Here is a 23937-nt window from a genome sequence, read left to right as displayed (position 1 = left end):
AACGGCTGGGGCGTGGGGATTGACTGGCCATGCCCGCCAGTCTCTCCGGGTATACCTGAATGTCGATTCGACCTAGGACGCCCGGCCTCGGATCCCGGCCGTCCTGCCGGCCTCCATGGACGCGGACCGCCCTGCGGTCGAGTGCGTTCCCCCCTGGAGCGAGAGCCGGCGCGCCACGCGCCACGTGCGTGCAGGCGACGCGGAGCGCCGAAGCCGGGTGAGGACGGCCGATCCCCGCTGGCGGTGACGTCGCGGCAAGCCGCCCCGGCCCTCCGCGGGCACGCCGGACCTGCAACGAAAAAGCCCGCCTCGCGGCGGGCTTTCTCGAAAAGGCTGGACCCGGTCGTCCCGGGGATGACGCATCGGCAAAGGCGCTCACGCTCCGCATGAGCGCACCGATGCGTCACTTGATCTTGCCTTCCTTGTACGGCACGTGCTTGCGCACGACCGGGTCGTACTTCTTGATTTCCATCTTGCCGGGGGTGTTCTTCTTGTTCTTGTCGGTCGTGTAGAAGTGACCGGTGCCGGCGGTGGAGATCAGGCGGATCTTGTCGCGCTTGGAAGCCATCGTCGTCTACTCCTCAGATCTTCTCGCCACGGGCGCGGAGATCGGCGAGCACGGCGTCGATGCCGTTCTTGTCGATGGTGCGCAGGGCATTGGTGGAAACGCGCAGGCGGACCCAGCGGTTCTCGGAGGCCACCCAGAAGCGGCGCTCGTGGAGGTTCGGCTGGAAACGACGACGGGTCTTGTTGTTGGCGTGGGAGACGTTGTTACCCGTCACCGTACGCTTGCCGGTCACCTGGCAGACTTTGGACATACGCACCTCGTGCTCGTTTGAGGAGTCCGGCCAGGGATGGCCGGGCTTGTGCGGAGGGATCCGCACGGGTTGCTTCCCTTGGCCAGGGAGGCGGCGGCCCCGGCGCGACCGAACCTTCGGCCACGTCACGCGATGCGGGCGGGACCCGCGCAGGGCGGGCGGTTCGCAGGGAACGGAAAACGCGCTTTCCGTTCGACGTCGGCGATCCGGCAGGGCCGGCGGACGCAGCGAGCCGCGCATTATGGCGGCCTGGCCCTTGCCCGGCAAGCACTTACGGCGCATTCCCGGCTCCGCCGGCGCCCTGCCCCGTTCAGCCTGCGCGGACCGGATCGCGCGGATCAGCGCAGCGCGCCCGGGCGGCGCCCGCGCGGCCTCGACGTGGCCGTCGCGCCAACGCTGCCCGACCATCGCAACTTCATCTGCACGACGGACGGCCCCGGGTGCGCCGCGCCCACCCGGGCTAGGCTTGCCGCTCCCCACGCCGGAGCCGCCATGGACGCCGCCGTATCCCGTCGCGCCGCCTGTGCCTGCGGCCAGCTCGCCCTCGACTGCCGCGGCGAGCCGGTGCGGGTGTCGATCTGCCACTGCCATGACTGCCAGCGCCGCACGGGCGCACCCTTCGGCTGGCAGGTCCGCTTCCCGGCGGAGGCCGTGGCCCCGAGCGGCGAGGCCGCGCACTTTCGCCGCACGGCCGACAGCGGCCGCGCCATCGACTTCCGCTTCTGCCCGCGCTGCGGCTCCACGGTCTGGTGGACGATGGACCGCGACCCGGGGCTGGTGGTGGTGGCGGGCGGCGCCTTCGCCGACGCGACGCTCCCGCCGCCCAGCGTGGAGGTCTACGCCGCGCGCCGTCATGGCTGGACGGCGATGCCCGCGCTGGCCGGCATCGAATCGCATCCCTAGCTGCGCGCGAGGCGCCGCGCTCGCATCGGGGCACGCCCGCGCTCGAGTACGAGCCGACAGTCGGCCCACGTCGCCATGCCCGCGAGCGCGGGCATCCGTGAACGTTGAATGCCGATCCGCGCTAATGCCCTGCCCGGTCGCGCTTCCAGCCGCGGTGGCGGATGTCCAGGTACAGGCTGTAGACCGCGGTGAATGCGGGGAACAGGTTCTGCACGATGCCAACCGCGTCCTGCTTCTGCGAGAACAGGAAGTAGCTCAGCGTCATCAGGCTGCCGGCCACGCTCATGTACCAGAACAGGCGCGGGATCACCGGCTTGCCGGCGCGCCGGGACGCGACGAACTGCACCAGCCAGCGCCCGCCGAACATCAGCGCACCGGTGAGCCCGATCAGCTTCCAGGGCGAGGCATGCAGCCCCGTCCATTCCAGCCACGGGATCGGCGCGTTCATGAAGTCGGCGACCATGCTCAGACTTCCTCGACCGCCGTGCGCCGGCTGCGCGCGATCAGCCAGGCCACGCCGCGCAGGTCGCGGATGCCCACCAGCGCGCGGCCCAGGTTGTTGTACTTGGACACGCCCGCGCCGCGCGGGCGGTGGTTCACCGGCACGCTCACCGTCTTCCAGCCGGCGCGCTGCATCAGCGCCGGCAGGTAACGGTGCATGTGGTCGAAGTAGGGCAGCTCGAGGAAGGCCGCGCGCTCGAAGAGCTTGATGCCGCAGCCGGTGTCGGGCGTGGCGTCCTTCAGCATCGACGCACGGATGGCATTGGCCCACTTCGACGCCCAGCGCTTGCTGCCGCTGTCCTGGCGCTTCACGCGCCAGCCGGCGAACATCCTGACGTCGGCCGGCGAGGCATCGCGCGTTTCGAGCAGCTTGGGAATGTCGGCCGGATCGTTCTGCCCATCGCCGTCGAGCGTGGCGATCCACGCGCCGCGCGCGGCCTTCACCCCGTTGCGGATGGCGGTGCTCTGCCCGGCGTTGCTCACGTGCCGCACCACGCGCAGCTCCGGCACGTCGGCCTTGAGGGCGGCCAGCGCGGCCAGCGTTCCGTCGGTCGAACAGTCGTCGACGTAGACGATCTCGAACGCGGTCACGCCGCGCAGCGCGGCCAGGATCTCGCGCACCAGCGGGGCGACGTTGCCCTCCTCGTTGTAGACGGGGACGACGACGGAGAGCGGCAGGGGCGCAGGCGTCATGGGGTTCTCGCGGGAAGACGTTCGCCGCATCCCTGCAGGCGTGCATTGGAGCGGCATTGTCGCCCGGAGTTCCCCGGGCGGCCGATGCGCGGCGCCATGCCGGGCGCCGGCGCCGCGCGACACCGGTATCGCGCGGGCCCGGATTACTCGGCGCGCGGCCCGCGCAGGCGTTCGAGCACGCCGTCCAGCGATTCGAGGTCGCTGTAATGGATCACGAGCCGGCCCTTGTTGCCGCGGCCGTTGAGCACCGACACCCGGGTGCCGAGCACTTCCGCGAGCTCGCGCTCGAGCGAGACGATGTCGGCGGCCGGCTTGGCCCGGGCGCTGCGTGCCTTGCCGTTGCCGCCCGGCACCTGCCCCGCCATGAGCTGCTGCACGCGGTGCTCGACCTCGCGCACCGACCAGCCGTGCTCGGCCGCCTGCCGCGCCAGCGCCACCGCGGCCTGCGCACCCAGCGGGAGCAGCGCGCGCGCATGGCCCATCTCCAGCGCGCGCGTCTCCACCAGCACGCGGATCTCCGGCGGCAGCTCGAGCAGGCGCAGCAGGTTGGACACCGCCGCGCGCGAGCGGCCCACGGCCTCGGCGGCCTGCGCATGGGTGAGGTCGAACTCGTCGATGAGGCGCTGCAGCGCCTGCGCCTCCTCCAGCGGGTTGAGGTCCTCGCGCTGGATGTTCTCGATCAGCGCCATCGCCACGACGGTGCGGTCGTCGACCTCGCGCACCACCACCGGGATCTCGGCCAGCCCGGCCAGCTTCGAGGCGCGCCAGCGGCGCTCGCCGGCGATGATCTCGAAGGTCTTGCCGCCGTGGTCGCGGATCTCGCGCACCACGATGGGCTGGATCACGCCCTGGGCCTTGATCGACTCGGCCAGCTCGGCGAGCTTGTCCTCGTCCCAGTGGCGGCGCGGCTGGTACTTGCCGGCGACGAGCGCATCGACGGGCAGCTGGCGCAGCGTATCGCCCGGCTGCGCCTCCACGATCTGCGGTGCCTCCGCCGCGGCCTTCGGGCCGAGCAGCGCTTCCAGCCCGCGCCCCAGGCCGCGCTTCTTCGCCGTGCTCATGCCGCGGCCTCCTTCACTGCCTTCTTCGCGGCCTGCTCGCGCTCCTTCGTGCGGCGCACGACCTCGCCCGCCAGGCCGAGATACGCGACGCCGCCGCGGCTGGCGCGGTCGTAGCCGACGATCGACTGGCCATGGCTCGGCGCCTCGGCCAGGCGCACGTTGCGCGGCACGATGGTGCGGAAGACCTTGTCGCCGAAGTGGTTGATCAGCTCGGCCGAGACCGCGTTGGCCAGGTTGTTGCGCACGTCGAACATGGTGCGCAGCACGCCCTCGATCTCGAGCTTCGGGTTGAGCCGCGCGCGGATCGCCTCGACCGTCTCCATCAGCGCGGAAATGCCCTCCAGCGCGTAGTACTCGCACTGCATCGGCACGATCACCGAATCGGCCGCGGTGAGCGCGTTGAGCGTGAGCAGCGAGAGCGCGGGCGGGCAGTCGATCAGGATGAAGTCGTAGTCGCCACGCAGCGGCTCGAGCACGGCCTTGAGGCGCTGCTCGCGCGCGTCCTGGTCCATCAGCCGGATCTCGGCCGCGGTGAGGTCGATGTTGCCGGGCAGCAGGTCGAAGTCCTCGGCGGTGCGCACGATGGCCTCGCGCGCTTCCACCTCGCCCAGCAGCACTTCGGTGATCGAGGCCTCGATCGCGCGCTTGTCCACGCCCGAGCCCATCGTCGCGTTGCCCTGCGGGTCGAGGTCGACCAGCAGCACGCGCTGCGGCGCGCGTGCCAGCCCGGCGGCGAGGTTGACGGCGGTGGTGGTCTTGCCGACGCCGCCCTTCTGGTTGGCGATGGCGATGATGCGGGCCATTCGGCTCGTCCTGCTCGGGGTGGGATGACGCGGCCCGGCGCGCCGCCGCCGCGGACGGCAGGCGGGAGTCGGGTCGGGACCGACAAGGATACCCGCCGCCGCGCCGCAGCACGCGGGCGGGCGGGCGCTGCCGGTCATACTGTAGGGATGGCCGCGTCCCTGCCCTCCGACCTTCGTCCGATGCTCGAGTCCGGCCTGGCCGCGCTCGGGCTCGATGCCGGCCATGCGCCGAAGCTGCTCGACTACCTCGCCCTGCTGGTGCGCTGGAACGCCACCTACAACCTCACCGCCATCCGCGACCCGCGCGAGATGGTGGTCAAGCACCTGCTCGACGCGCTGGCGATGCACCGCTTCGTGGACCCGCTGGCGGAGTCGGCCGGCGCGCTGGCCGACCTGGGCACCGGCGCCGGCCTGCCGGGCATCCCGCTGGCCATCGTCAAGCCGGGCCTGAAGGTGACGCTGGTGGAGAGCGCGGGCAAGAAGGCGCGCTTCATGCGGCAGGCGATCCGCGAGCTCGGGCTAGCCGACGTGCGGGTCGCGGAATCGCGCATCGAGGCGCTGGACGAGCCCGGCGCCTACGCGGCGATCACCGCGCGCGCGCTGGCGACCATTCCGCGGATCCTCGAACTCGGCGGCCACCTGCTCGCCGGGGACGGCGTGCTGCTGGCGATGAAGGGCGTCCACCCCGCCGATGAACTGGCGCAGCTGCCGCCCGGCTGGCGCCTGCGGGCCAGCCATGCGCTGGACGTTCCGGGCCTGGGCGCCGAGCGCCATCTGGTGGTGGTCGGACGCGAAGGAATGCCGGCAGCGTAGGCCCTGCGGCCTGGTCGCGGCTACGGGTCGGGCCGCCAGGCGACCACGGCGATCGCTTCCGGCCAGTCGAAGGCGCGCAGGCGCCAGCCGCGGCCCAGGGCACCGTCGTCGACCGCGAGCCGCAACGGCGCGCCCGCCTCCTCGAACCCCGCGATGCCGAAGCGGCCCAGGCCATGGGCCAGCCCGCGGCCATGCGCCTTGAGCACGGCCTCCTTGGCGCACCACAGGCGCAGGAAGGCCGCTTCGCGCTCCCGTCCATCCAGCGCGGCCAGCCGCACGGCCTCCTGCGGATGGAAGTAGCGGCGCGCGATCTCCAGCGCCTTCGGCCGCGGCCGGCGCAGCTCCAGGTCGACGCCCACCCGCGCGCCCTCGGCCAGCGCGACCAGCAAGCGGTCACCGCTATGGCTCCAGTTGCAGTCCCGGCCCGGTCGACCCAGCGCCGGCCGGCCGTGGGCATCGCGCGGCAGCGCCAGCGCATCCGGCGCCAGGCCCAGCCCTGCGGCGAGCCAGGCCCGCGCGGCGGACTCGCCGCGGCCGCCGGCATGCGGCAGCAGGGCCAGGCGCACGGGCCCGACGGCGAGGTCATGAAGCGGAACGGGCATGCGGCTGACCGGGCGGAGGGGCGCAGCGTAAAGTAGCGCGGGGTTTACGCGGGCAGGGGCGCATGGCAGCCGTCGTCGAGTTCGAAACAACGCAGGCACCGCGCCTGGCCGCGCTGGTGGCCGGGCCGCCGGACCGGGTGGTCGCCTTCGACGGCCTGACGCCCGTGACCCGTGCCGGCTTCGAGCGCCATGTCCGCGCCGTGGCCGCCCGGCTGCCGGCCGCGCACCATGCGGTGAACCTCTGCGAGGACCGCTACCGCTTCATCGTCGCGCTGTGCGCGGCCGCCGTGCGCGGACAGGTGACGCTGCTGCCGTCCTCGCGAGCCCCCGGCGTGGTCGACGCGGTGCTCGGCGAGCACCCCGATGCGATCTGCATCGCCGATGCCGACCTGGCCAGCGCGCCGGCGCGCACCTGGCGCCTGCCGGCGGTGCTCGACGAACTCGATGGCCCGCCCCTGCAACTGCTGGCCGACGCCACGCTGGTCGTCGGCTTCACCTCCGGCAGCACCGGGCAGCCCAGACCGAACCCCAAGACGCTGGCGGGCTTCGCCACCAGCACCGCGCAGAACCTCGCCGCGATCGCGGACCTGCTGCATCCGGGCGTGACCACGCCGCTGGTCGCCACCGTGCCGCCGCAGCACATGTACGGCATGGAGATGTCGGTGATGCTGCCCCTGCTGGGCGACGTCGCGGTGCACGGCGCGCGCCCGTTCTTCCCGCAGGACGTGGCACGCGCGCTGGCCGACTGCCCGCGTCCCGCGCTGCTGGTGACCACGCCCGTGCACCTGCGCGCGCTGGTGCAGGCGCGCACGGACGATCCCGCGTTCTCGCTGCCGGCCGTGGCCGGCATCGTCTCGGCCACCGCGCCGCTGCCGCGCGAGCTGGCGCAGGCCGCCGAGGACGCCTTCGGCTGCGAGGTGCGCGAGCTCTTCGGCTCGACCGAGACCTGCATCCTCGCGCGTCGACGCACCGCGCTGGGCGATGCCTGGACGCCGCTCCCCGGCGTGCAGCTCAGCCCGCAGCCCGACGGCACGCTGGCCAGCGCCGCCCACCTGCCCGCGCCCGTGCCGCTGGCCGACCTGGTCGAACTGCTGCCCGACGGGCGCTTCGAACTGCGTGGGCGCAATGCGGACCTGCTGGAGATCGCCGGCAAGCGCGCCTCGCTGGGCGACCTCACCCGGCGCCTGCTCGCCGTACCGGGCGTGCAGGACGGCGTCGTCGTGCAGCTGGACGCCGACGCCCATGGCGTGCGGCGCATCGCCGCGCTCGCAGTGGCCCCCGGGCGCACGCCCGCCGACATCCTGCGGGCGCTGCGCAGCCAAGTGGACCCGGTCTTCCTGCCCAGGCGCCTGCGTTGCGTCGCACAATTGCCGCGCAACGAAACCGGCAAGCTTCCGCGCGCGGCCGTGCTCGCGTTGTTGCAGAACAGTCACCACTGACGCCGACGGCCGTCGCTTCGCCTCGACCCGTGCAACGTCTTCGCACGGCCTACACGCCGTGCATCGGCACGCGTTCATCCGCCGCTTGCATTTCACACGCGTCCGTCACGGCCGCCTTTCCAGACTCGATCGCGCCCCGCACTACGGGGTGCCGAATTCACCCCGCACTGGAAAGGAGACGCGTCATGAGCATTGTCGGTTTCATCGTTTGGTTGGTCGTCGGCGGCATCATCGGCTGGATCGCCAGCAAGATCATGAGGACCGACGCCCAGCAGGGCGCACTCATGAACATCGTGGTCGGCATCGTCGGCGCCTTCATCGGCGGCTGGCTCGGCGGCATGCTGATCGGCGACGCCGGCGACATCAACCAGGGCGACTTCAGCCTGTCGAGCCTGCTGTTCTCGCTGCTGGGCGCCGTGATCCTGCTCGCCATCGTCAACATGTTCCGTCGCGGCCGCGTGCGCTGAGCACCGGCTTCGCCGCGCATGAGGAAAGGGCCCGGGACATCCCGGGCCTTTTTTTTCGGCCTCGGGCGGGGTTCGAGCTGTCAGCCCATGCGCATGCCGGCCGACTGCACGGGCTGCTGCGATCCGTCCAGCTGCTGCATGCGCGCGCGCTCGGCCTGCTCCAGCGCGACGGCTGCCGGCTCCTGGCTGGCGATGCGTCCATCCACCCCGACATGGAAGATGGGCTCGCGATCGCCGTAGGGCGCGTACACGGCGAACACGTTTTCCGCGCCGTCCCGTCCGCGGCTGCCGACGACGTGATCGACGCGTTGCACCATGGGATCGGCTGCCTGCGCGCGATACAGCGCGGCGCTCACGTTGCGCGCCTGCTCCTCGTTCCAATGCCCGGTGCCCTGCACCCATGCATGGATGCGCTGATAGGTGGCATGGTCGGGATGTGCCGGGTGATCGGCATGGATGGCACGCTGCGCGGGCGGCGGCGCCCGCGCGGGCACCTCGCATAGCGGGATCAGGCCCCTGATGCTTTCGAGTGTGCGCGGGCCGACGATGCCGTCGACCTTGAGCCCATGCGCGCGCTGATAGGCCTCGACCGCCTCGTAAGTGCGGTCCCCGAAGCGCCCGTCCTCCACCAGCGGGTTGCCGTGCGCGTCGCGTGCCCCCAGGCGGTTGAGGCTCTGCTGCAGGGCCAGGACGTCGTCGCCGCGCTCGCCGCGGCGCAGCAGGCCGTCGGCCATGGCGGCATGGCGATTGGGAAACGGCTTGCATACTTCATCCACGTGTTCGTCCTTCGACCGCGTCCTGGTCGGCACTCCGGTCCGCCGGCCATGCCAGAACACCTCGGGATCGACCGTTCGGCCACCCGGGTCACGGATCTGGTAGTGGACGTGCTGCGGATACTGGCCGGCGCCGCGCGGGCCACGGCCTCCCATGGTGCCTATGGGATCACCCGCCTCGATGCGCGTCGGCGGGCTGGTGACGCGCACGCTGCGTGAGTGCAGATGGAGGATCTCATGCACGTTCCCCGCGCCGTCGCGGATCCTGACCGTGCCATACGCGCCTTGGCCGTCGCCGTAGATCACCATGCCGGCCACCGGCGAGCGCACCACCGGATGGCGCAGGTTGATGCCGTTCTGCCCGCCCACGTAGTTGAAATCGACGCCGCCGTGGTGGTCACGCCGGCCATTGAGCCAGCGCTGGCCGTAGTCGCTGGTCAGGTGCGGATTGACACCGTGCCGCGCCGGCAACATCACGCGCATCACGTCGTCGAAGGAGCGTACCTGGCGGGTGTGCGGGCTCGCCGGGGTCAGCAGGAGGCAGTACGGGTATTGCAGTGGTAGGCCGCTGGCCGACATCGCTCAGGAGCTCGTGACCGCGCTCGAGAAGTACACGGTTCCACTGCTCGAACCGACGCTCGCGGTCGGCCAGGCCGTTCGGTGGATCCCGTCCGTTGATGGCGGCTCCGGCCGCGCGTACGTCGCCCCGGTCCTCGGCACGTACGCGCGTCTGCCAGTACCAGACGGCAATCCGGGCCGCGGTCCCAGGTTCGGTGGCAAGCTGCGGATTGCGCTCGAGGTCGATACCCAGTGCTTCACCCGCCGCGCGATATGTCTGGCGCCCGGTCAGCTGGATGTAGCCACGTCCGCGGTAGCGATAACCATCGCCGATCCGGTCGTTGCCCATGCGGCCGCCGTACATCAGCTCCGCCAAGGCTTCGGGCCGGCCCTCGAGCGCCTCGAGTCGCGCGGCTTCCAGCGTGGGACGCCCGTTGCGCATGGCCGATCGCACCACGGAGGCCACCTGCTCGGCGCTGCGGGTGTAGCGGAAACTTTCCTCGAGCCTGCCGAGCCCGCCGGACTCATGTCCGACCTGTGCCATGAAGTTCGCCAGTTCCGTCCGGTCGGTAATGCCGGCACTCGCGGCCGCCCTCAGCAGCTGAAGCTCGCGTTCCGTCGCCATTACGAGCTCCTGTTCCAACAAGGATGGGGTTACTGCAGGGACTTGCGGGCACGGTCACTCCGCGCCGTCGAGCACGGGCGCATCGCCGAGTTGCCCGGGATCGAAGTCGTCGAACGCGATGACGCCGAAGTCCCGGGGATCGCTCGTCACGATCCGGTGTGCATCCGTGTGGGTGTCGGTCACGCTGCGCTTCACGCCGTCCAGAACGAATCGTCGCGCGTCGGGCTCATAGGCGAACGTGTAGTCGTTGGCCCAACGCTCGCGCGAGCCTCCGCCAGTGGCGATCGTGAAGCGGCCGGCATCGACCTGCGTGTAGCCGTAGGGATCCCCGGCCAGTCCGCCGCACGTCGAGCACGGAACGATCCGGTCGTTGCGGCCGACAACTCGCAACGCATCGCCCGCGTCGCGCGCCAGCAGAATGACCTGGCGCCGCCCGCTCTCACCCAGCTGACTGCCGGGATCCGCAATGGCCTCGATCACGAGGACCGCACCCTGCGTGCCAGGCCCCGTCAGCGCACCCTGCGTGGCGTCGACCAGGCGATACCCCGCGGGAACGAACCGGGCCAATCGATCGGCGGTGATCGGCGGTGGCACACCCGGCGATGCAGGGGGTGTGGCTGTCTGGGTGGTCCGCGCGGCTGCCGAGGTCCCTGCTGCAGCACCCGCTGCGCGCGGCTCTGCCGGCTGGCACCCCGGTACCAGTCCGATCGCAACCAGGAGCAATGCGGCACGCAGGGGCATGCGTGATGCGGATATCGTCATCGATCGTTCTGTCCTGCGGGGATGGCTGTTCCGAATATCGCGGCTGCGGGAGACGCCAGCGGCCTGTGGGTCGCCGAACACTGCCGTTACAAGGCGGCGCTAGATGGATTCATCGTCGACGCGCACGAGCGTCCAGCAGTCACGCAGCTCGAACGCCAGGCGCACCTGCGCGCCGCTGTCGGGCAGGCCGACCACCACGTCGCGCGCGTTCCCGCCACGCGAGCTGACCCGCAGCTCCAGGCCTTGGGCCCGGCGGGTGGCGGCGTCGGGCAGCACCGGGAATCGCACCTGCGCGCGCGGCATCCGGCGGGTGACGGGCGCCGGCTCGGGCTGCGCATCCGCGTCGATGCGGGTCATGGTCAGCGGATCGGCGCTGGCGGCGCGTTGCGCATCGGCACTCGTCTCGAAACGCTTGAGGAAGGCGTCGAAGTCGGTATCGGGGCAGGCTTCAGGCGCCGTGGCCTGCGGCGCAGGCGCGGTCGCGAGCGCAGTGGCGGATGCGGATGCAGGCCGCGCGGGTGCGGCCAGGGGCGTAGAGGCACGGTCGCAGCCTGCGAGCGCGAAGATCAAACCGAGAAGAGCTGCCCCTGCGCGATGCTTCATGCCTGCGTCCTGCCCTGTCCATGGCTCGGGCAACGAGGCTAGCGCATGCGCGGCCGGATGTGTGTGAACCACCGGGCCTGCAGCGAGCGGGTGGAGGCGGCCTCGCGATGCGCAGTCCGCAGCAACGCTACACGGCCTGCCGGAGCGCCACCCACGCCGGTGCATGGTCGCTTGGGCGTTCCCAGGTCCGCGGCTCGCGGTCGATGCCGGCGGCGACGCAGTCGGCGCGCAGGGCTTCGGACACCAGCGTCAGGTCGATGCGCAGGCCGAGGTTTCGGCGGAAGGCGAACTGGCGGTAGTCCCACCAGCTGAACTCGCGCGTATCCGGGTTGAGCGCGCGGAAGGCATCGTGCAGGCCGAGCGCGTGCAGGCGGTCGAGTGCATCGCGCTCGGCGCGCGAGGTCAGGATGTGGCCCTCGTGCCATTGCACGGGGTCGTGCACGTCGCGCTCGTCCGGTGCGATGTTGAAGTCGCCCAGCAGCACCAGGCGCGGATGCCGCTGCAGCTCCTCGCGCAGCCATGCGTGCAGCGCCTCGAGCCAGCGCAGCTTGTAGGCGTACTTGTCGCTGCCCACGCTCTGGCCATTGACCACGTAGACGTCGACGATGCGCACGCCGTTCACCGTGGCGGCGAGCACGCGCCGCTGCTCGTCGTCGAAGCCGGGGATGCCGGCCTGCACGTCCGACAGCCCGGCGCCCGCGGGGCCGTCCATGCGCGCGAGGATCGCCACGCCGTTGTACGTCTTCTGGCCGGAAAACACGCTGCGGTAGCCCATGGCGGCGATGTCGCCATCGGGAAAGCGCGCGTCCTCGAGCTTGGTCTCCTGCAGCGCGACCACGTCGGGCCGGGCCGCGGCCAGCCACTGCGCGAGGTGCGGCAGGCGCACGTTGAGGGAATTGACGTTCCAGCTGGCGATCTTCATGCGCGCAGTCTAGCGGCCGCTGGCATGATCGCGGCTCGCCATTCCCGCATTCCCGCCATGAAGCCGATCGACCTGCGCAGCGACACCGTCACCCGCCCCACTGCCGCGATGCGCGCGGCGATGCTGGCCGCCGAGGTGGGGGATGACGTCTACGGCGAGGATCCGACCGTCAATTCGCTGCAAACGCGCGTGGGCGCCGACCTGGGCTTCGAGGCCGCGCTGTTCACGCCCAGCGGCACGCAGGCCAACCTCGTCGCGCTTCTGGCGCACTGCGAGCGTGGCGACGAGTACGTCGTCGGCATGGACGCGCATACCTACAAGTACGAGGGCGGCGGCGCCGCGGTCCTTGGTTCCATCCAGCCGCAGCCCATTCCACACGCGGCCGACGGCACGCTGCCGCTGGAGGCGGTGGAGCGCGCGATCAAGCCGGTGGACCCGCACTTCGCGCGCACGCGCCTGCTGGCGCTGGAGAACACCTGGCACGGCCGGGTGATCCCGCTCGACTACCTCGCTGCGGCGCGCGCGCTCTGTGACCGGCGCGGGCTCGCGCTGCACCTCGACGGTGCCCGCGTGTATAACGCCGCCGTCGCGCTGGGCGTGCCGGTGCGGGAAATCGCGCAGCATTTCGACAGCGTATCGGTCTGCCTGTCCAAGGGCCTGGGCGCGCCGGTGGGTTCGGTGCTGGCCGGATCGCGGGACCTGATCGAGCGGGCCCGGCGCTGGCGCAAGGTCTGCGGTGGCGGCATGCGCCAGGCCGGCATCCTGGCCGCGGGCGCGCTGCATGCGCTCGACCACCACGTGGCCCGGCTGGCGGACGACCACGCGCGCGCCGCGGCGCTGGCGGACGGCCTGCGCGACGCCGGCTTCCCGGTGTCGGCGCAGCACACCAACATGGTGTTCGTGGACATCCCGGTGCAGCGCCAGCCGGCGCTGAAGGCGCACTTGGCCGAGGCCGGCATCCTCGTTTCGACCGGCTACCTGCCGCAGGTGCGGCTGGTCACGCACCTGGATGTCGATGACGAGGCGGTGGCGCGGACGCTCGAGGCCTTCGCAGGCTTCGCCGTCTGAAAGCGGTCGCCTTCCGGTTCGCGCCTGCTAACGCGCCAGCAAGCGGATCGCCCGATCGATCAGGCCACGATACGGCGGCCGCAGCCAGTCGGTGGCGGCCACGCGATGCTGCTCGAACACCGGCAGCAGCTTGCTGAAGGTCTCGAAGCCGGCGCGTCCGTGGATCGCGCCCATGCCGCTGGGTCCGATGCCACCGAAGGGCAGGCCCTGCGCGCCGAAGTGCAGCAGCGTGTCGTTCACGGTGACGCCGCCGGCCAGCGTGCCGTCGACGATGCGATCCACGCTGCCGCGATCGTGGCTGAAGGGATAGAGCGCGAGCGGCCGCTCGAGCGCATTGATGCGTGCGATGGCCTCGTCCAGCGTGGAGTACCCGAGTACCGGAAGCACCGGGCCGAAGATCTCCTCGCGCATCACGGCCAGCTGCGCGGGCGGCTCGACGAGCAGCGTCGGCGGCAGCAGGCGCATCGCGGCATCGCCCGCGCCGAAGGGCTGGTGCACTTCGACGCCGGCTTCGCGCGCTTCGTCGACGTAATGCGCCAGGCGCGCGTACTGCGCATCGTTGATGATGCGCGTGTAGTCGGGGTTGCGCGCGATGTCGGTATAGCGCGCGCCAAGCTCGTCCAGGAGCAGGCGCACGAAGGCCTCGCGGCGCGGCGCGTCGACGAGCACGTAGTCCACGCCGATGCAGGTCTGCCCGGCGTTGAACCACTTGCCGGTGGCGATGCGCCGCGCGGCCGTGCGGAGCGGGTAATCCGGGCACACGATCGCGGGCGCCTTGCCGCCGAGCTCGAGGGTGACCGGTGTGAGCCGGGGCGCGGCCGCGGCCAGCACCTTGCGGCCCACCGCGGCGGAGCCGGTGAACAGCAGGTGGTCGAAGGGCAGCGCGGCGAACGCGCCCCCCACGTCCGCGCCGCCGAGCGCGACGGCCACCCGGTCCGCCGGGAACACGTCGGCCAGCAGGGTACGCAGCCACTCGCTGGTGCGCGGCGTGTGCTCGCTCGGCTTCAGGTAGACGTGGTTGCCCGCGGCGATCGCCGAAACCAGCGGAACCAGTGCGAGATTCACCGGGTAGTTCCACGGCGCGATGATGCCCACCACCCCCACCGGCATCGGCCGCACCCGCGCGCGCCCCGGCCACAGGCGCCAGCCCACGGAGACACGCCGCGGCCGCGTCCAGCGACGCAGGTGCGCGAGCGCGTGGTCGATCTCCGCCAGCGTGACCAGCGATTCGGCCACGAGGTTCTCGTGCGTGGAGCGATGGCCGAAATCGGCACGGATCGCCGCGTCCATCTCCGCCTGCCGCGCGCGCAAGGCCGTGCGAAGGCGGCGCAGGTCGGCCTCGCGCTGGGCGATGCCGGGCTTCGCGCGGCGCCAGGCCTCGCGCAGGCGCTGCAGCGTGGCGGGCAGGTCGTTGGTCTTCATGTCCATGAGCGCGGTCCGGGCCGGGTGGGCCGGCGTGACGCCTACAATCCTCGCATGGCCATCCGACGCTATCTCGACCATTTCCCCGTCCTCGGCGCGCGCACCTACGTCGACGAGGCCGCCTCCGTGATCGGCGACGTCGTGCTCGGCGACGACGTCTCCGTCTGGCCCGGCACCGTGATCCGCGGCGACGTCAACTTCGTGCGCATCGGCGAGCGCACCAACGTGCAGGACGGCACGGTGATCCACGTCAGCCACGACGGCCCGCACGCGAAGCTCGGCGGCTTTGCCACCCGCATCGGCGCCGACGTGACCATCGGCCACAAGGCGATCATCCATGCCTGCGTGATCGAGGACGCGGTGCTGATCGGGATGGGCGCGATCGTGCTCGACGGCGCGGTGGTGAAGCGCCACGGCTTCGTCGGTGCCGGCGCGGTGGTGCCGCCGGGCAAGGTGGTCGGCGAACGCGAACTCTGGCTGGGCAATCCGGCGAAGAAGGTGCGCATGCTGTCGGACGCGGAGGTCGAGGGCCTGTACTACTCGGCGCAGCACTACGTGCGGCTCAAGAACCGCTACCTCGGCGCTGGCTGAAGCCCCGCGCGGCCGGTAGAGTCGGCGCGGGAACAGGGGAGTGTCTGCACGATGCGAGCCAATGCCGCGGCGCAGGGTCGGCCATGCGAGGGCGCGCGCGCCATCCGGGCCTGAGCCCACCACCGCATGGATCGCCTGGACACCCACCACGAGATCGTGACGCCCGAAGGCGTGGCGCTGCACCTGCCGGTGGCCGGCCCGGTGCCGCGCGCGCTGGCCTGGCTGATCGACTTCGCGCTGCGGCTGGCGCTGCTGTTCCTCGCCGGCATCGCGCTGGGCCTGCTGGGCGCGGCCGGCATGGGCGCCTACCTCGTGCTGCTGTTCGTCGTGTTCTGGTTCTATCCCGTGGTGTTCGAGGCGGTGTTCGACGGCCGCACGCCCGGCAAGCGCGCGCTGGGGCTGCAGGTGGTCTCCGCCGACGGCGCCCCGATCGGCTGGCGCGCCTCGTTCACCCGCAACCTGCTGCGCACGGTCGACATGCTGCCCTTCGGGTATGCGGCGGGCCTGGTCGCCTGCCTCTGCGACCCGGCGGCGCGCCGGCTGGGCGACATGGTCGCGGGCACGCTGGTCGTGCACCGCCTGCGGCAGGACGCCGCCGCCGCCGTGCCCGCGGTCGCGCCCAGCCCGCCGCCGACGCCGCTTCAGCCGGGCGAGCAGGCGGCGGTGCTGGCGTTCGCCGAGCGCGCGCCGGGCCTCACGCCGGCGCGGCGCGACGAGCTGGCCGACCTCGCCTCGCCCCTGGTGCAGGCGCATGGCGGGCAGGCCGCGCGTCGCCTGTACGCGATCGCCAACTGGCTGCTGGGGCGCGCATGAAGCAGGAGGCCTTCGTCGCCCGGCACCAGGCCGAATGGGACGCGTTCGAGCGCTGGCTGGACGGGCGCGGCGAAAGCCTGCGCCGCGCCCGGCGCGAGCGCGAGCTGCCCGAGCTGCGCGATGCCGACGTGCCCGCGCGCTACCGTCGCCTGTGCCAGCACCTGGCACTCGCGCGGCGCCGCGGCTACAGCCCGGCGCTTACCGCACGCCTGCAGGTGCTGATGCAGCGCGGGCATGCCGTGCTCTACCGCACGCCGCCGCCGCGCTGGCACCGGCTGCTGGTCTTCCTGGTCGCCGGCTTCCCGCGGCTGGTGCGCGCCGAACGCGGCTGCATGATCGCCGCCGCGCTCCTGCTCTACCTGCCCGCGGTGCTGGCCTTCGCCGCGATCCAGTGGCAGCCCGATCTCTCGGCCTCGATGTTCTCGCCCGAGCAGCTGACGCAGTTCGAGCAGATGTACGACCCCGCCGACCCGCAGCGCCGCCTCGGCCGCGACGACGGCACCGACGTGGCCATGTTCGGCCACTACGTCTGGAACAACATCTCCATCGGCTTCCGCACGTTCGCCAGCGGCCTGCTGGCGGGCGTGGGCACGATCGTGGTGCTGCTGTTCAACGGCGCCTTCCTCGGCGGCATCGCCGGGCACCTGCAGGCGGTGGGCCATGGCGACCCGCTGTGGCGCTTCATCGTCGGACACGGGGCGTTCGAGCTCACCGCGATCTGGATCGCCGGTGGCGCGGGCCTGCAGCTGGGCCTACGCTTGGTCGCGCCGGGCCGGCTGCGGCGCATCGACGCGCTCGTCGAGGGCGGCCGCCGCGGCGCGCTGATCGCCGCCGGCGTGTTCGTGATGCTGCTCGTCGCGGCCTTCATCGAGGCGTTCTGGTCGTCGATCGGCTGGATGCCGGCCTGGATCAAGTACGCGGTGGCGGCGGTGCTGTGGGCGGGCGTGCATGCCTGGCTGCTGCTGGGCGGCCGTGGCCGCGTGCCGGGCGACGGGGCGCCGCCATGAGGATCGACGCGCTCACGGTCGTGCTGCGACCGCGTTCGTCCTGGGAGGCGGTGGAACTGGGCACCGCGCTGGTGCGCCGCCACGCGCGTGCGGTCTGGGCGCCCTGGCTCGTGCTCACGCTGCCGGTGTTCGCGCTGGTCAACGCCGCGATGTATGCGCTGGACATGCTCTGGCTGGCCGCGGTGCTGATGTGGTGGCTCAAGCCGCTGTTCGCGCGCCTGCCGCTGTTCGTGCTCTCGCGCGCGGTGTTCGGCGAGGTGCCCTGCACGCGCACGACGCTGCGCGAGGCGCTGCGCGGAGGCGGGTACGCGATGCTGGCCTACCTGACCTGGCGACGCCTGTCGCCGGCGCGCGCCCTGCTCATGCCGGTCGACGTGCTCGAAGGCGGCACGCCCGCGCAGGCCGCCGTGCGACGGCGCGTGGTCGCCGGCCCGGCCTACGGCATCGCCGCGCTCACGCTGATCGTCTTCCTGCATTTCGAGGCGGCACTCACCCTTGGCCTCGGCATGCTCGCCTTCCTGTTCGTGCCGGAGGAGCACCTGATGGGCTCGCTCCAGCAGGCCTGGACCTGGGTGCTGGAGTCGCCGGTGTGGCTGCAGCTGCTGGAAAACGCGCTGGCCTGGGCCGCCACCAGCCTGCTCGAGCCCTTCCACGTGGGCGCGGGTTTCGGGCTCTACCTCAACCGCCGCACCGAGATCGAAGGTTGGGACATCGAGCTGGCCTTCCGTCGCCTGCGGGCGCGCCTGCAGGCGGCTGCGGGCGTGCTCACGCTGGCGCTGGCGCTCGGGCTGGCCGCGTTCCCGGCGCGTGCGGCCGACCCGCCGCGCCCGGCCCCGGCCTGCCCGTCGCCGCGTGCCGCCGAGACCCCGCTGGTCGCGCAGTTCGGTGGCGATTACGCCCCGCCCGGAAGCTTCGACCGCGCGGTGCAGCGTGCCTATGCCGACCCGCGCGTGAACCCGCGCCGCGTGCTGCAGCAGTGGAAGCCGCGCGAGCGCAAGCCGGACGCACGCGAGCGGGACCGGGCGCCGGCCTGGCTCGGCGATCTGGCCGCCGCGGTCGGCACGATCGCGGAGGTGCTGCTGTGGGCCCTGGCGGCGCTCGCCGTCGGGCTTCTGGCCTGGACGGCGCGGCGCTGGTGGCCCTGGTTGCGCCGGCTGGCCGGGCCGACCATCGCCAAGCCCGCGCCCGCGCGCGAGCAGGCCCTGCCGGCCGCCGAGCCGCTGCCCGATGACGTCGTCGGCACTGCACGCCGCCTGTGGGCGACGGCGCAACCGCGCGAAGCGCTCGCGCTCGTCTACCGGGCCGCGGTGGAGGCGATGGTCGCCGCGACCGGCCGTGCCCTGCCGCCGGGTGCGACCGAAGCGCAGTGCCTGCGCGCCTCGCAGGCACTGCCCGAGGCTCCGCGCCGCGCCTTCGCTGCGGTCGTGCGCCTGTGGCAGCAGGCGGCGTATGCCGACCGCATTCCGCCGGACGCGGCCTTCGATGCGCTGCTCGCCGATGCGGCGGTGCAGTTCGGGTGGATCCGATGAAGGCCGCCCTGCGCTGGCTCCCGCTGGTCGTGCTGGGCCTCGCGCTGCTCAGTGGCGGTATCGCGTGGTGGCGGCATGCCTACGAGCGCGTGAGCGAAACGGTCGACCTGCCGCGCACCGGCGAGGCCGCGACCAACCCGCTCTTCGCCCTGCGCATCGCGCTGGAGAAGGACGGCCGCCGCGTGCGCCCGTGGCGGCGCATGGATCCGGATGCGATGGCACTGGGCCCGCGCGACAGCCTCGTGCTGGACGGCGACCCGCGGATGCTGGCCGGGGACGACGTCGACGCCCTGCTGCGCTGGGTGCGCGGTGGCGGCTACCTGGTGGTCGCCACGCCCGCACCGGAGCCGGCGGTCGACGTTCTGCAACGCACGCGACGCGCCGGCGCGAGCACGCTGCCCGTGCCCCTGCTCGATGCCGTGGGCGTGCGCACGCACCTGGCGCCGCCGGCCTGCCTCGACCTGCGCCTGCCCGGGCTGTCGGCGCATCGCGAGTTCTGCGAGGGCCGCCGTTTCGACGCGCCGCCGCATGCGCGCCTGCGCTGGGGCGACGACGCGGGCGATGCCTTCGCGCGCATCCCGCTGGGCGAAGGCATGGTCGACGTGCTGGCCGAGCTCGACTTCCTGCGCACCGGCGAGCGCGACCAGGCGGCCGACGGCCTGCAGGACTGCACCCACGTGGCGCTGGCGCGCCAGCTCGTCGCCCGCATGGACCGCAGCGGCACGGTGCACCTGGTGCATGTCGCCGCCATGCCCTCGCTGTGGACCTGGCTGTTGCGCGAGGCCTGGCGCGCGTGGCTGCCGCTCGCGCTCCTGCTGGCCGGCTGGCTGTGGGCCCGCGCGCGCCGCTTCGGGCCGCAGATCCCCTCGCCCGCGCGCGAGCGCCGCTCGCTGCTGGAGCACGTGGGCGCCAGCGGCGAACACCAGTGGCGCTACGGCGACGGCGACCGCCTGTTCGACGCCATGCGCGGGGCCTTCCTCGCCCGCCTGCGCCGCCGCGATCCGCATGGCGCCGCGCTCGCCGGGCAGGCGCAGGTCGAGTACCTGGCGACGCGCCTGCGGATGCCGCCGGCGCAGATCGTCGACGCCCTCACCCCACCCGATCCGCGCGACGGCAGGAGCCTGCTCGCGCGCATCGCCCTCCTTGTCCGCATGAGAAACCGGCTATGACCGACGCCCCGACCTCCCTGCCCTCCGGCGAGCCCGTCATGGAGGCCGCCGCGCGCCTGCGCGAGGCCGTGGGCGCGGCCTTCATCGGCCAGGCGCAGACCCTCGAGCAGATCCTCGTCGCCCTGTTGGCCGGCGGCCACGTGCTGATCGAGGGCGTGCCCGGGCTGGGCAAGACGCTGCTGGTGCGTGCGCTCGCGCAGGCGCTGGACTGCGGCTTCGCCCGCGTGCAGTTCACCCCCGACCTCATGCCCAGCGACATCAGCGGCCACGCCGTGTGGGATCCGAAGACCGAGACCTTCTCCATCCGTCGCGGCCCGGTGTTCACCAACCTGCTGCTGGCCGACGAGATCAACCGCGCGCCGGCCAAGACCCAGGCGGCGCTGCTGGAAGCCATGGCCGAGCGCCAGGTCACCATCGAGGGCCAGAGCTTCGAACTGCCGCCGCCGTTCATGGCGCTGGCCACGCAGAACCCGCTGGAGCACGAGGGCACCTATCCGCTGCCGGAGGCGCAGCTCGACCGCTTCCTGCTCAAGGTGCTGATCGGCTATCCCGGGCTCGCCGACGAACGCCGCATGGTGGCCGACGTCAGCCGCGGCGCGGCCAGCACGTTCGACCTCTCGCGCGTGCCGCGCGTGATGGGCCCGGAGGAGCTGGTCGCGATGCAGGCCGCCACCGCGCAGCTGCACGTGGACGATGCGGTGATCGACTACGCCGTGCGCATCGCCGCGGCCACGCGCGACTGGGCCGGCATCGCGCTCGGCGCCGGCCCGCGCGGCTCGATCGCCCTGGTGCGCTGCGCGCGCGCGCAGGCGGTGCTCGCCGGCCGCGACTTCGTCACCCCCGACGACGTGCGCGAAATCGCCCTGCCCGCACTGCGCCATCGCATCCTGCTGGCGCCGGAGCTGCAGCTGGAAGGCCAGTCCACCGACACCGTGCTGCGGGCGCTGCTGGCCCGCGTGGACGCGCCGCAGCAGTGAGCGCCACGCCGGCCCGCCCCTCGAGCGACGCGACCGCATCGCGTGCCTGGCCACGTCCGGCGGCCGCGCTGCTGGCCGCGCTCGCGGCATGGGCGGCGCTGGGCGTACCGGTCACGCTCGAGCGCCTGGCGCCGGAGGTGTGGCGCTGGGCCGGCATCGCGCTCGGGCTGGTGGCGCTGGTCGACGTGGCACGCCTGCTCGCGATGCCCGCCCCGCGCGTGGCGCGCCGCGCGCCGGACACCTGGCCCGTGGGCGTGCGCACGCAGGCCACGCTCGCGCTCGACACCGGGCGCCGCCAGCGCCTGGACGTCTACGACCTGCACCCCGGCGACTGGACCGGCGAAGGCCTGCCGCGCCGGCTCGACCTGCGACCGGGCATCGCCACGTCGGTCGACTACCACCTGACGCCGCAGGCCCGCGGCGACCGCGAATTCGCGGGCACCCAGCTGCGCCTGCATTCCCCCTGGCGCCTGTTCCGCCGCGACGTCGTCGTGGGCGCGCCGCAGCGTGTGCGCGTGTACCCGAACTTCGCGCCGCTGGCGAAGTTCGCGCTGTTCTCCTCCGAGCAGGCCTCGCGGCTGGTCGGCGCGCACCTCAAGCGCCGCCGCGGCGAAGGCACCGACTTCCACCAGATGCGCGAATACCGCGTGGGCGATTCGCTGCGCCAGATCGACTGGAAGGCCACCGCGCGCACGCGCCGGCTGGTCTCGCGCGAGTACCAGGACGAGCGCAACCAGCAGGTGGTGCTGATGCTCGACACCGGCCGCCGCCTGATGGCGCGCGAGCCCGCCCCCGGCACGGCGGGGGATGCCATGAGCCATTTCGACCACGTGCTCGACGCCGCGCTGGTGGTGGCCTGGCTCGCCCTGCGCCAGGGCGACGCGGTCGGCCTGCTCGCCCACGGCGGCGACACCGCCTGGGTGCCGCCGCAGCGCGGCAGTGCGGCCATCGACCGCCTGCTGCGCGCCGCCTACGCGCTGCAGCCGCGCCCCGTCGCCACCGACTTCCTCGCCGCCGCCACCGAACTCGCGCTGCGCCAGCGCCGCCGCGCGCTGGTGATGCTGGTCACCAACCTGCGCGACGAGGACATGGACGACGTGCTCGCCGCGGTCGCGCTGCTGCGCCGCCGCCACCTGGTCTGCATCGCCTCCCTGCGCGAGGCCGTGCTCGACCGCACGCTGGCGCAGGAGCCCGCCGAACTCTCCGACGCCCTGCGCACGGCGGCGACGGCGCAGTACCTCGCCCAGCGCGACGCGGCCCACGAGGCCCTGCGCAGCCACGGCGTCACGGTGCTCGACGTCACCTGCGACCAGCTGCCGGCGGGCTGGTCGAGAAATACCTTTCGATCAAGCGGGACGGGTTGCTGTAGGCCGGATCGGCATCCGGCCCACGCGGTCATGCCGGCGGGCGGACGGCCGCGGACACCGGCGTCTGCGCCATGTCCGCTGCTGACGGTACTGAGCCGAGACTCGACGCGCGCTGGCGCGCCAGCACCGCATATCCACCCGTGTGCGCGGATCCGCTGCCTGCGAACTCACGCGTTCGCCTTCGAGAGGCGGGCCGAGGGCGCAGCAGCCGCCCGTGCCGGAGTCCGCGAATGGCGGAAACCCGGCGCTCCGGCCTTTGCGAGGTCGGGCATCACGCCCAGGACCTGAGCGTCGCATCCGGGAGACCGCGCGGCGCGCCGCGCCGGTCGCTTCAGTTCACCACGCGGCCGGCCACCGCGACGTCCGCGGCCTGCTGCGCGCGCGCGATCAGCTGGTTCTCCGCCTCCTTCACCAGTCCCTGCGCATAGATCGCCCAGGCCAGGTAGGCGCGGATGCGCTGGTGGTAGCGGTGGCCGAAGTTCTCGCGCGCGCGGATGCGGCGCTCGCAGCGGCGCTTCTGCTCCTCCAGGTACTCGCGCACGGTGATCAGCTTGGCGCGGGCCTGCGGCACGGTGAGGCCGCGCAGGCCGAAGAAGGGCAGGTCGCGGTAGTGCGGATGGCGCGAGAGCGGGGACTTGTTCCAGTTCACCGCGGCGATCGCCGCCAGCTGCGCCTGCGTGCCGCACTGGCCACAGGCGCAGCGCACCTGCCAGCGCAGGTCGATCAGGCCGAGCGAGGGCTGCGCGCCACAGGCGGCGCAGGGGTTGATCCAGCGCTCGGCCTCGAGCGGGTCGTCGGGGCCGAAGTCCAGCCACTGCGAGGGGATCTCGACATGGCGGTCGGCGGGGTCGGCAGGGTGCGTGCGTGCGTGCATGGAGCCTCGGGGGCGCGGTCGTCGGCCGCAGCAGCCACTCCGTGGCGTGGCGGCGCCCGGCGGTGCCGCGGGCGCGCGAAGTCTGGAGGCGGTTACGTTAACAGTACGCGACCCGGGGCATCCGGCACGGCTCGACAGCGGCCCGCGTCCCTGTTCCACGCCGCGCGCGTCATGCGCGCGCCCGGGGCGGCGCGGTCGCCGCCTCCAGCGCGGCCAGGCCGGCCAGCGCCTCCCCGCGGGAGCGCCCGCACATGCCCTCGGTGGAGCGCAGGGCAGCGCACACGCGCGGGCGCCGCGGGTCGCTGAACAGGCGGCAGCGCAGGGCTTCGTCCAGCTGCACGCAGGGCACGCCCGCCGGCTTGCCGCCGGACATGCCGGGAACCGGCGAGCTGATCGAGGGCGCGATGCAGCAGGCCGCGCAGCCGGCGCGGCAGGCCAGGCTCATGGCGGCGCGCCCAGCTCGTCGCGCAGGGCGGCGAGCACCGGCGCGGCGTCCGGGGCCATGCCATGCCACAGACGGAAGCTTTCGGCGGCCTGCTCGACCAGCATGCCCAGCCCGTCGATGCGATGCCCGACGCCGGCGCCGCGCGCGAAGTCGAGGAAGGCATGCGCGGCCTCGCCGTAGCCGAGGTCGACCGCGGCGGTGGCCCGCGCCAGCACGTCGTGCAGCGCGTGCCAGGGGGCCGCGCCGCCCCGGGCGGCGGAGGTCGCGTTGACGGCGACGTCGATGCAGCCGATGGCGTCCGCCGCCGTCGCGGCCGGGGCCGGCGCCGAGGC

Annotated in this window: 26 protein-coding genes and 2 pseudogenes; 12 read left to right on the top strand and 16 right to left on the bottom strand. The window is 72.9% G+C overall.

From position 1 onward, the window contains the following. Nucleotides 1–403: 403 nt before the first annotated feature. Together rpmG and rpmB are read right to left on the bottom strand one after the other, a co-directional pair. Entirely contained in the window at nucleotides 404–568 is a 165-nt protein-coding gene (gene rpmG, locus EYQ95_RS23355) for a 50S ribosomal protein L33 (RefSeq protein WP_123088055.1), read from the bottom strand. 13 nt (nucleotides 569–581) lie between these two features. Beyond that, nucleotides 582–818 carry a 50S ribosomal protein L28 gene (gene rpmB, locus EYQ95_RS23350; RefSeq protein WP_132331107.1) on the bottom strand — a complete coding sequence of 79 codons (237 nt, stop codon included), beginning with the start codon at nucleotides 816–818 and terminating at the stop codon, nucleotides 582–584. A 492-nt stretch (nucleotides 819–1310) separates the two neighbouring features. Here rpmB and EYQ95_RS23345 point away from each other — a divergent pair, with 492 nt between their 5' ends. Further along, nucleotides 1311–1721, top strand: coding sequence for a GFA family protein (locus EYQ95_RS23345; protein ID WP_132331105.1), 411 nt, complete (start codon nucleotides 1311–1313; stop codon nucleotides 1719–1721). Between the two features lie 121 nt (nucleotides 1722–1842). Here the strand turns inward: EYQ95_RS23345 and EYQ95_RS23340 are convergent, their stop codons facing one another. From EYQ95_RS23340 to EYQ95_RS23325, 4 genes are all read right to left on the bottom strand, one after another. After that, a complete protein-coding gene (locus tag EYQ95_RS23340; RefSeq protein WP_132331103.1) occupies nucleotides 1843–2184 on the bottom strand; it encodes a lipid-A-disaccharide synthase N-terminal domain-containing protein in 342 nt (113 codons plus the stop codon). A gap of 2 nt (nucleotides 2185–2186) precedes the next feature. Continuing rightward, entirely contained in the window at nucleotides 2187–2915 is a 729-nt protein-coding gene (locus tag EYQ95_RS23335; protein ID WP_132331102.1) for a glycosyltransferase family 2 protein, read from the bottom strand. Nucleotides 2916–3058: 143 nt separating this feature from the next. Further along, complete coding sequence (locus EYQ95_RS23330; protein ID WP_132331100.1) at nucleotides 3059–3976, bottom strand: ParB/RepB/Spo0J family partition protein; 918 nt, start codon at nucleotides 3974–3976, stop codon at nucleotides 3059–3061. Then, nucleotides 3973–4779, bottom strand: a complete 807-nt coding sequence (locus EYQ95_RS23325) for a ParA family protein (RefSeq protein WP_132331098.1) — start codon at nucleotides 4777–4779, stop codon at nucleotides 3973–3975. The genes EYQ95_RS23330 and EYQ95_RS23325 overlap by 4 nt, the downstream gene beginning before the upstream one ends. A gap of 147 nt (nucleotides 4780–4926) precedes the next feature. On the opposite strand from EYQ95_RS23325, the gene rsmG reads away from it, so the two are divergent. Next, on the top strand, nucleotides 4927–5592 hold the full coding sequence (gene rsmG / locus EYQ95_RS23320; RefSeq protein WP_132331096.1) for a 16S rRNA (guanine(527)-N(7))-methyltransferase RsmG: 666 nt from the start codon (nucleotides 4927–4929) through the stop codon (nucleotides 5590–5592). A gap of 20 nt (nucleotides 5593–5612) precedes the next feature. On the opposite strand, the gene EYQ95_RS23315 is transcribed toward rsmG, so the two are convergent. Continuing rightward, entirely contained in the window at nucleotides 5613–6194 is a 582-nt protein-coding gene (locus EYQ95_RS23315; RefSeq protein WP_132331094.1) for a 4'-phosphopantetheinyl transferase superfamily protein, read from the bottom strand. 62 nt (nucleotides 6195–6256) lie between these two features. Here EYQ95_RS23315 and EYQ95_RS23310 point away from each other — a divergent pair, with 62 nt between their 5' ends. Further along, the gene (locus EYQ95_RS23310) at nucleotides 6257–7633 is read left to right on the top strand and encodes an AMP-binding protein (protein ID WP_132331092.1); all 1377 of its coding nucleotides are present in this window, start codon (nucleotides 6257–6259) and stop codon (nucleotides 7631–7633) included. 185 nt (nucleotides 7634–7818) lie between these two features. Next, nucleotides 7819–8100 (top strand): GlsB/YeaQ/YmgE family stress response membrane protein, encoded by a 282-nt coding sequence (locus EYQ95_RS23305; RefSeq protein ID WP_132331090.1) that lies wholly within the window; start codon nucleotides 7819–7821, stop codon nucleotides 8098–8100. Between the two features lie 80 nt (nucleotides 8101–8180). Here the strand turns inward: EYQ95_RS23305 and EYQ95_RS26940 are convergent, their stop codons facing one another. The 5 genes from EYQ95_RS26940 to xth form a co-directional block, all read right to left on the bottom strand. Then, nucleotides 8181–9356, bottom strand: coding sequence for a peptidoglycan-binding protein (locus EYQ95_RS26940; protein ID WP_243700049.1), 1176 nt, complete (start codon nucleotides 9354–9356; stop codon nucleotides 8181–8183). After that, nucleotides 9271–10056 (bottom strand): glycoside hydrolase family 19 protein, encoded by a 786-nt coding sequence (locus tag EYQ95_RS23295; RefSeq protein WP_132331088.1) that lies wholly within the window; start codon nucleotides 10054–10056, stop codon nucleotides 9271–9273. Before EYQ95_RS23295 ends, EYQ95_RS26940 begins: the two co-directional genes overlap by 86 nt. A 54-nt stretch (nucleotides 10057–10110) precedes the next feature. Beyond that, nucleotides 10111–10650 (bottom strand): hypothetical protein, encoded by a 540-nt coding sequence (locus EYQ95_RS23290; RefSeq protein ID WP_132331086.1) that lies wholly within the window; start codon nucleotides 10648–10650, stop codon nucleotides 10111–10113. Between the two features lie 267 nt (nucleotides 10651–10917). Then, nucleotides 10918–11421: a hypothetical protein gene (locus tag EYQ95_RS23285; RefSeq protein WP_243700048.1), complete on the bottom strand. Its 504-nt coding sequence runs from the start codon at nucleotides 11419–11421 to the stop codon at nucleotides 10918–10920. Between the two features lie 127 nt (nucleotides 11422–11548). After that, nucleotides 11549–12343: an exodeoxyribonuclease III gene (gene xth, locus EYQ95_RS23280; RefSeq protein ID WP_132331084.1), complete on the bottom strand. Its 795-nt coding sequence runs from the start codon at nucleotides 12341–12343 to the stop codon at nucleotides 11549–11551. Between the two features lie 57 nt (nucleotides 12344–12400). Between xth and ltaE the strand changes: the two genes are divergently transcribed. Further along, entirely contained in the window at nucleotides 12401–13411 is a 1011-nt protein-coding gene (gene ltaE / locus EYQ95_RS23275; RefSeq protein WP_132331082.1) for a low-specificity L-threonine aldolase, read from the top strand. Between the two features lie 27 nt (nucleotides 13412–13438). On the opposite strand, the gene EYQ95_RS23270 is transcribed toward ltaE, so the two are convergent. Then, nucleotides 13439–14833 (bottom strand): coniferyl aldehyde dehydrogenase, encoded by a 1395-nt coding sequence (locus tag EYQ95_RS23270; protein WP_132331109.1) that lies wholly within the window; start codon nucleotides 14831–14833, stop codon nucleotides 13439–13441. Nucleotides 14834–14887: 54 nt separating this feature from the next. Here EYQ95_RS23270 and EYQ95_RS23265 point away from each other — a divergent pair, with 54 nt between their 5' ends. The 7 genes and pseudogenes from EYQ95_RS23265 (at nucleotide 14888) to EYQ95_RS23235 (ending at nucleotide 22288) form a co-directional block, all read left to right on the top strand. Beyond that, a complete protein-coding gene (locus EYQ95_RS23265) occupies nucleotides 14888–15424 on the top strand; it encodes a gamma carbonic anhydrase family protein (RefSeq protein WP_132331080.1) in 537 nt (178 codons plus the stop codon). Between the two features lie 126 nt (nucleotides 15425–15550). Next, the gene (locus EYQ95_RS23260) at nucleotides 15551–16237 is read left to right on the top strand and encodes an RDD family protein (RefSeq protein WP_132331078.1); all 687 of its coding nucleotides are present in this window, start codon (nucleotides 15551–15553) and stop codon (nucleotides 16235–16237) included. Beyond that, nucleotides 16234–17244, top strand: a complete 1011-nt coding sequence (locus EYQ95_RS23255) for a stage II sporulation protein M (protein WP_132331076.1) — start codon at nucleotides 16234–16236, stop codon at nucleotides 17242–17244. The genes EYQ95_RS23260 and EYQ95_RS23255 overlap by 4 nt, the downstream gene beginning before the upstream one ends. Continuing rightward, nucleotides 17241–18773, top strand: coding sequence for a DUF4129 domain-containing protein (locus tag EYQ95_RS23250; protein WP_132331074.1), 1533 nt, complete (start codon nucleotides 17241–17243; stop codon nucleotides 18771–18773). The genes EYQ95_RS23255 and EYQ95_RS23250 overlap by 4 nt, the downstream gene beginning before the upstream one ends. Further along, nucleotides 18770–19942, top strand: coding sequence for a DUF4350 domain-containing protein (locus EYQ95_RS23245; protein ID WP_132331072.1), 1173 nt, complete (start codon nucleotides 18770–18772; stop codon nucleotides 19940–19942). The genes EYQ95_RS23250 and EYQ95_RS23245 overlap by 4 nt, the downstream gene beginning before the upstream one ends. Before the next feature lie 38 nt (nucleotides 19943–19980). Then, entirely contained in the window at nucleotides 19981–20919 is a 939-nt protein-coding gene (locus EYQ95_RS23240) for an AAA family ATPase (RefSeq protein WP_370451328.1), read from the top strand. After that, a pseudogene (locus tag EYQ95_RS23235) lies at nucleotides 20916–22288 on the top strand (DUF58 domain-containing protein). Before EYQ95_RS23240 ends, EYQ95_RS23235 begins: the two are co-directional and overlap by 4 nt. Nucleotides 22289–22617: 329 nt before the next feature. On the opposite strand, the gene EYQ95_RS23230 reads toward EYQ95_RS23235, so the two are convergent. The 3 genes and pseudogenes from EYQ95_RS23230 to EYQ95_RS26455 form a co-directional block, all read right to left on the bottom strand. Beyond that, entirely contained in the window at nucleotides 22618–23160 is a 543-nt protein-coding gene (locus EYQ95_RS23230; RefSeq protein WP_132331068.1) for a hypothetical protein, read from the bottom strand. Nucleotides 23161–23329: 169 nt separating this feature from the next. Next, entirely contained in the window at nucleotides 23330–23605 is a 276-nt protein-coding gene (locus tag EYQ95_RS23225) for a YkgJ family cysteine cluster protein (RefSeq protein WP_132331066.1), read from the bottom strand. Beyond that, nucleotides 23602–23937: pseudogene (locus EYQ95_RS26455) on the bottom strand (shikimate dehydrogenase); the annotation flags it as partial. The pseudogene EYQ95_RS26455 and the gene EYQ95_RS23225, both read right to left, overlap by 4 nt.

Source organism: Lysobacter sp. N42, from assembly GCF_004344885.1.
The sequence above is the reverse complement of the archived record's forward strand: the minus strand, read 5'-3'. Positions and strand labels throughout refer to the sequence as shown.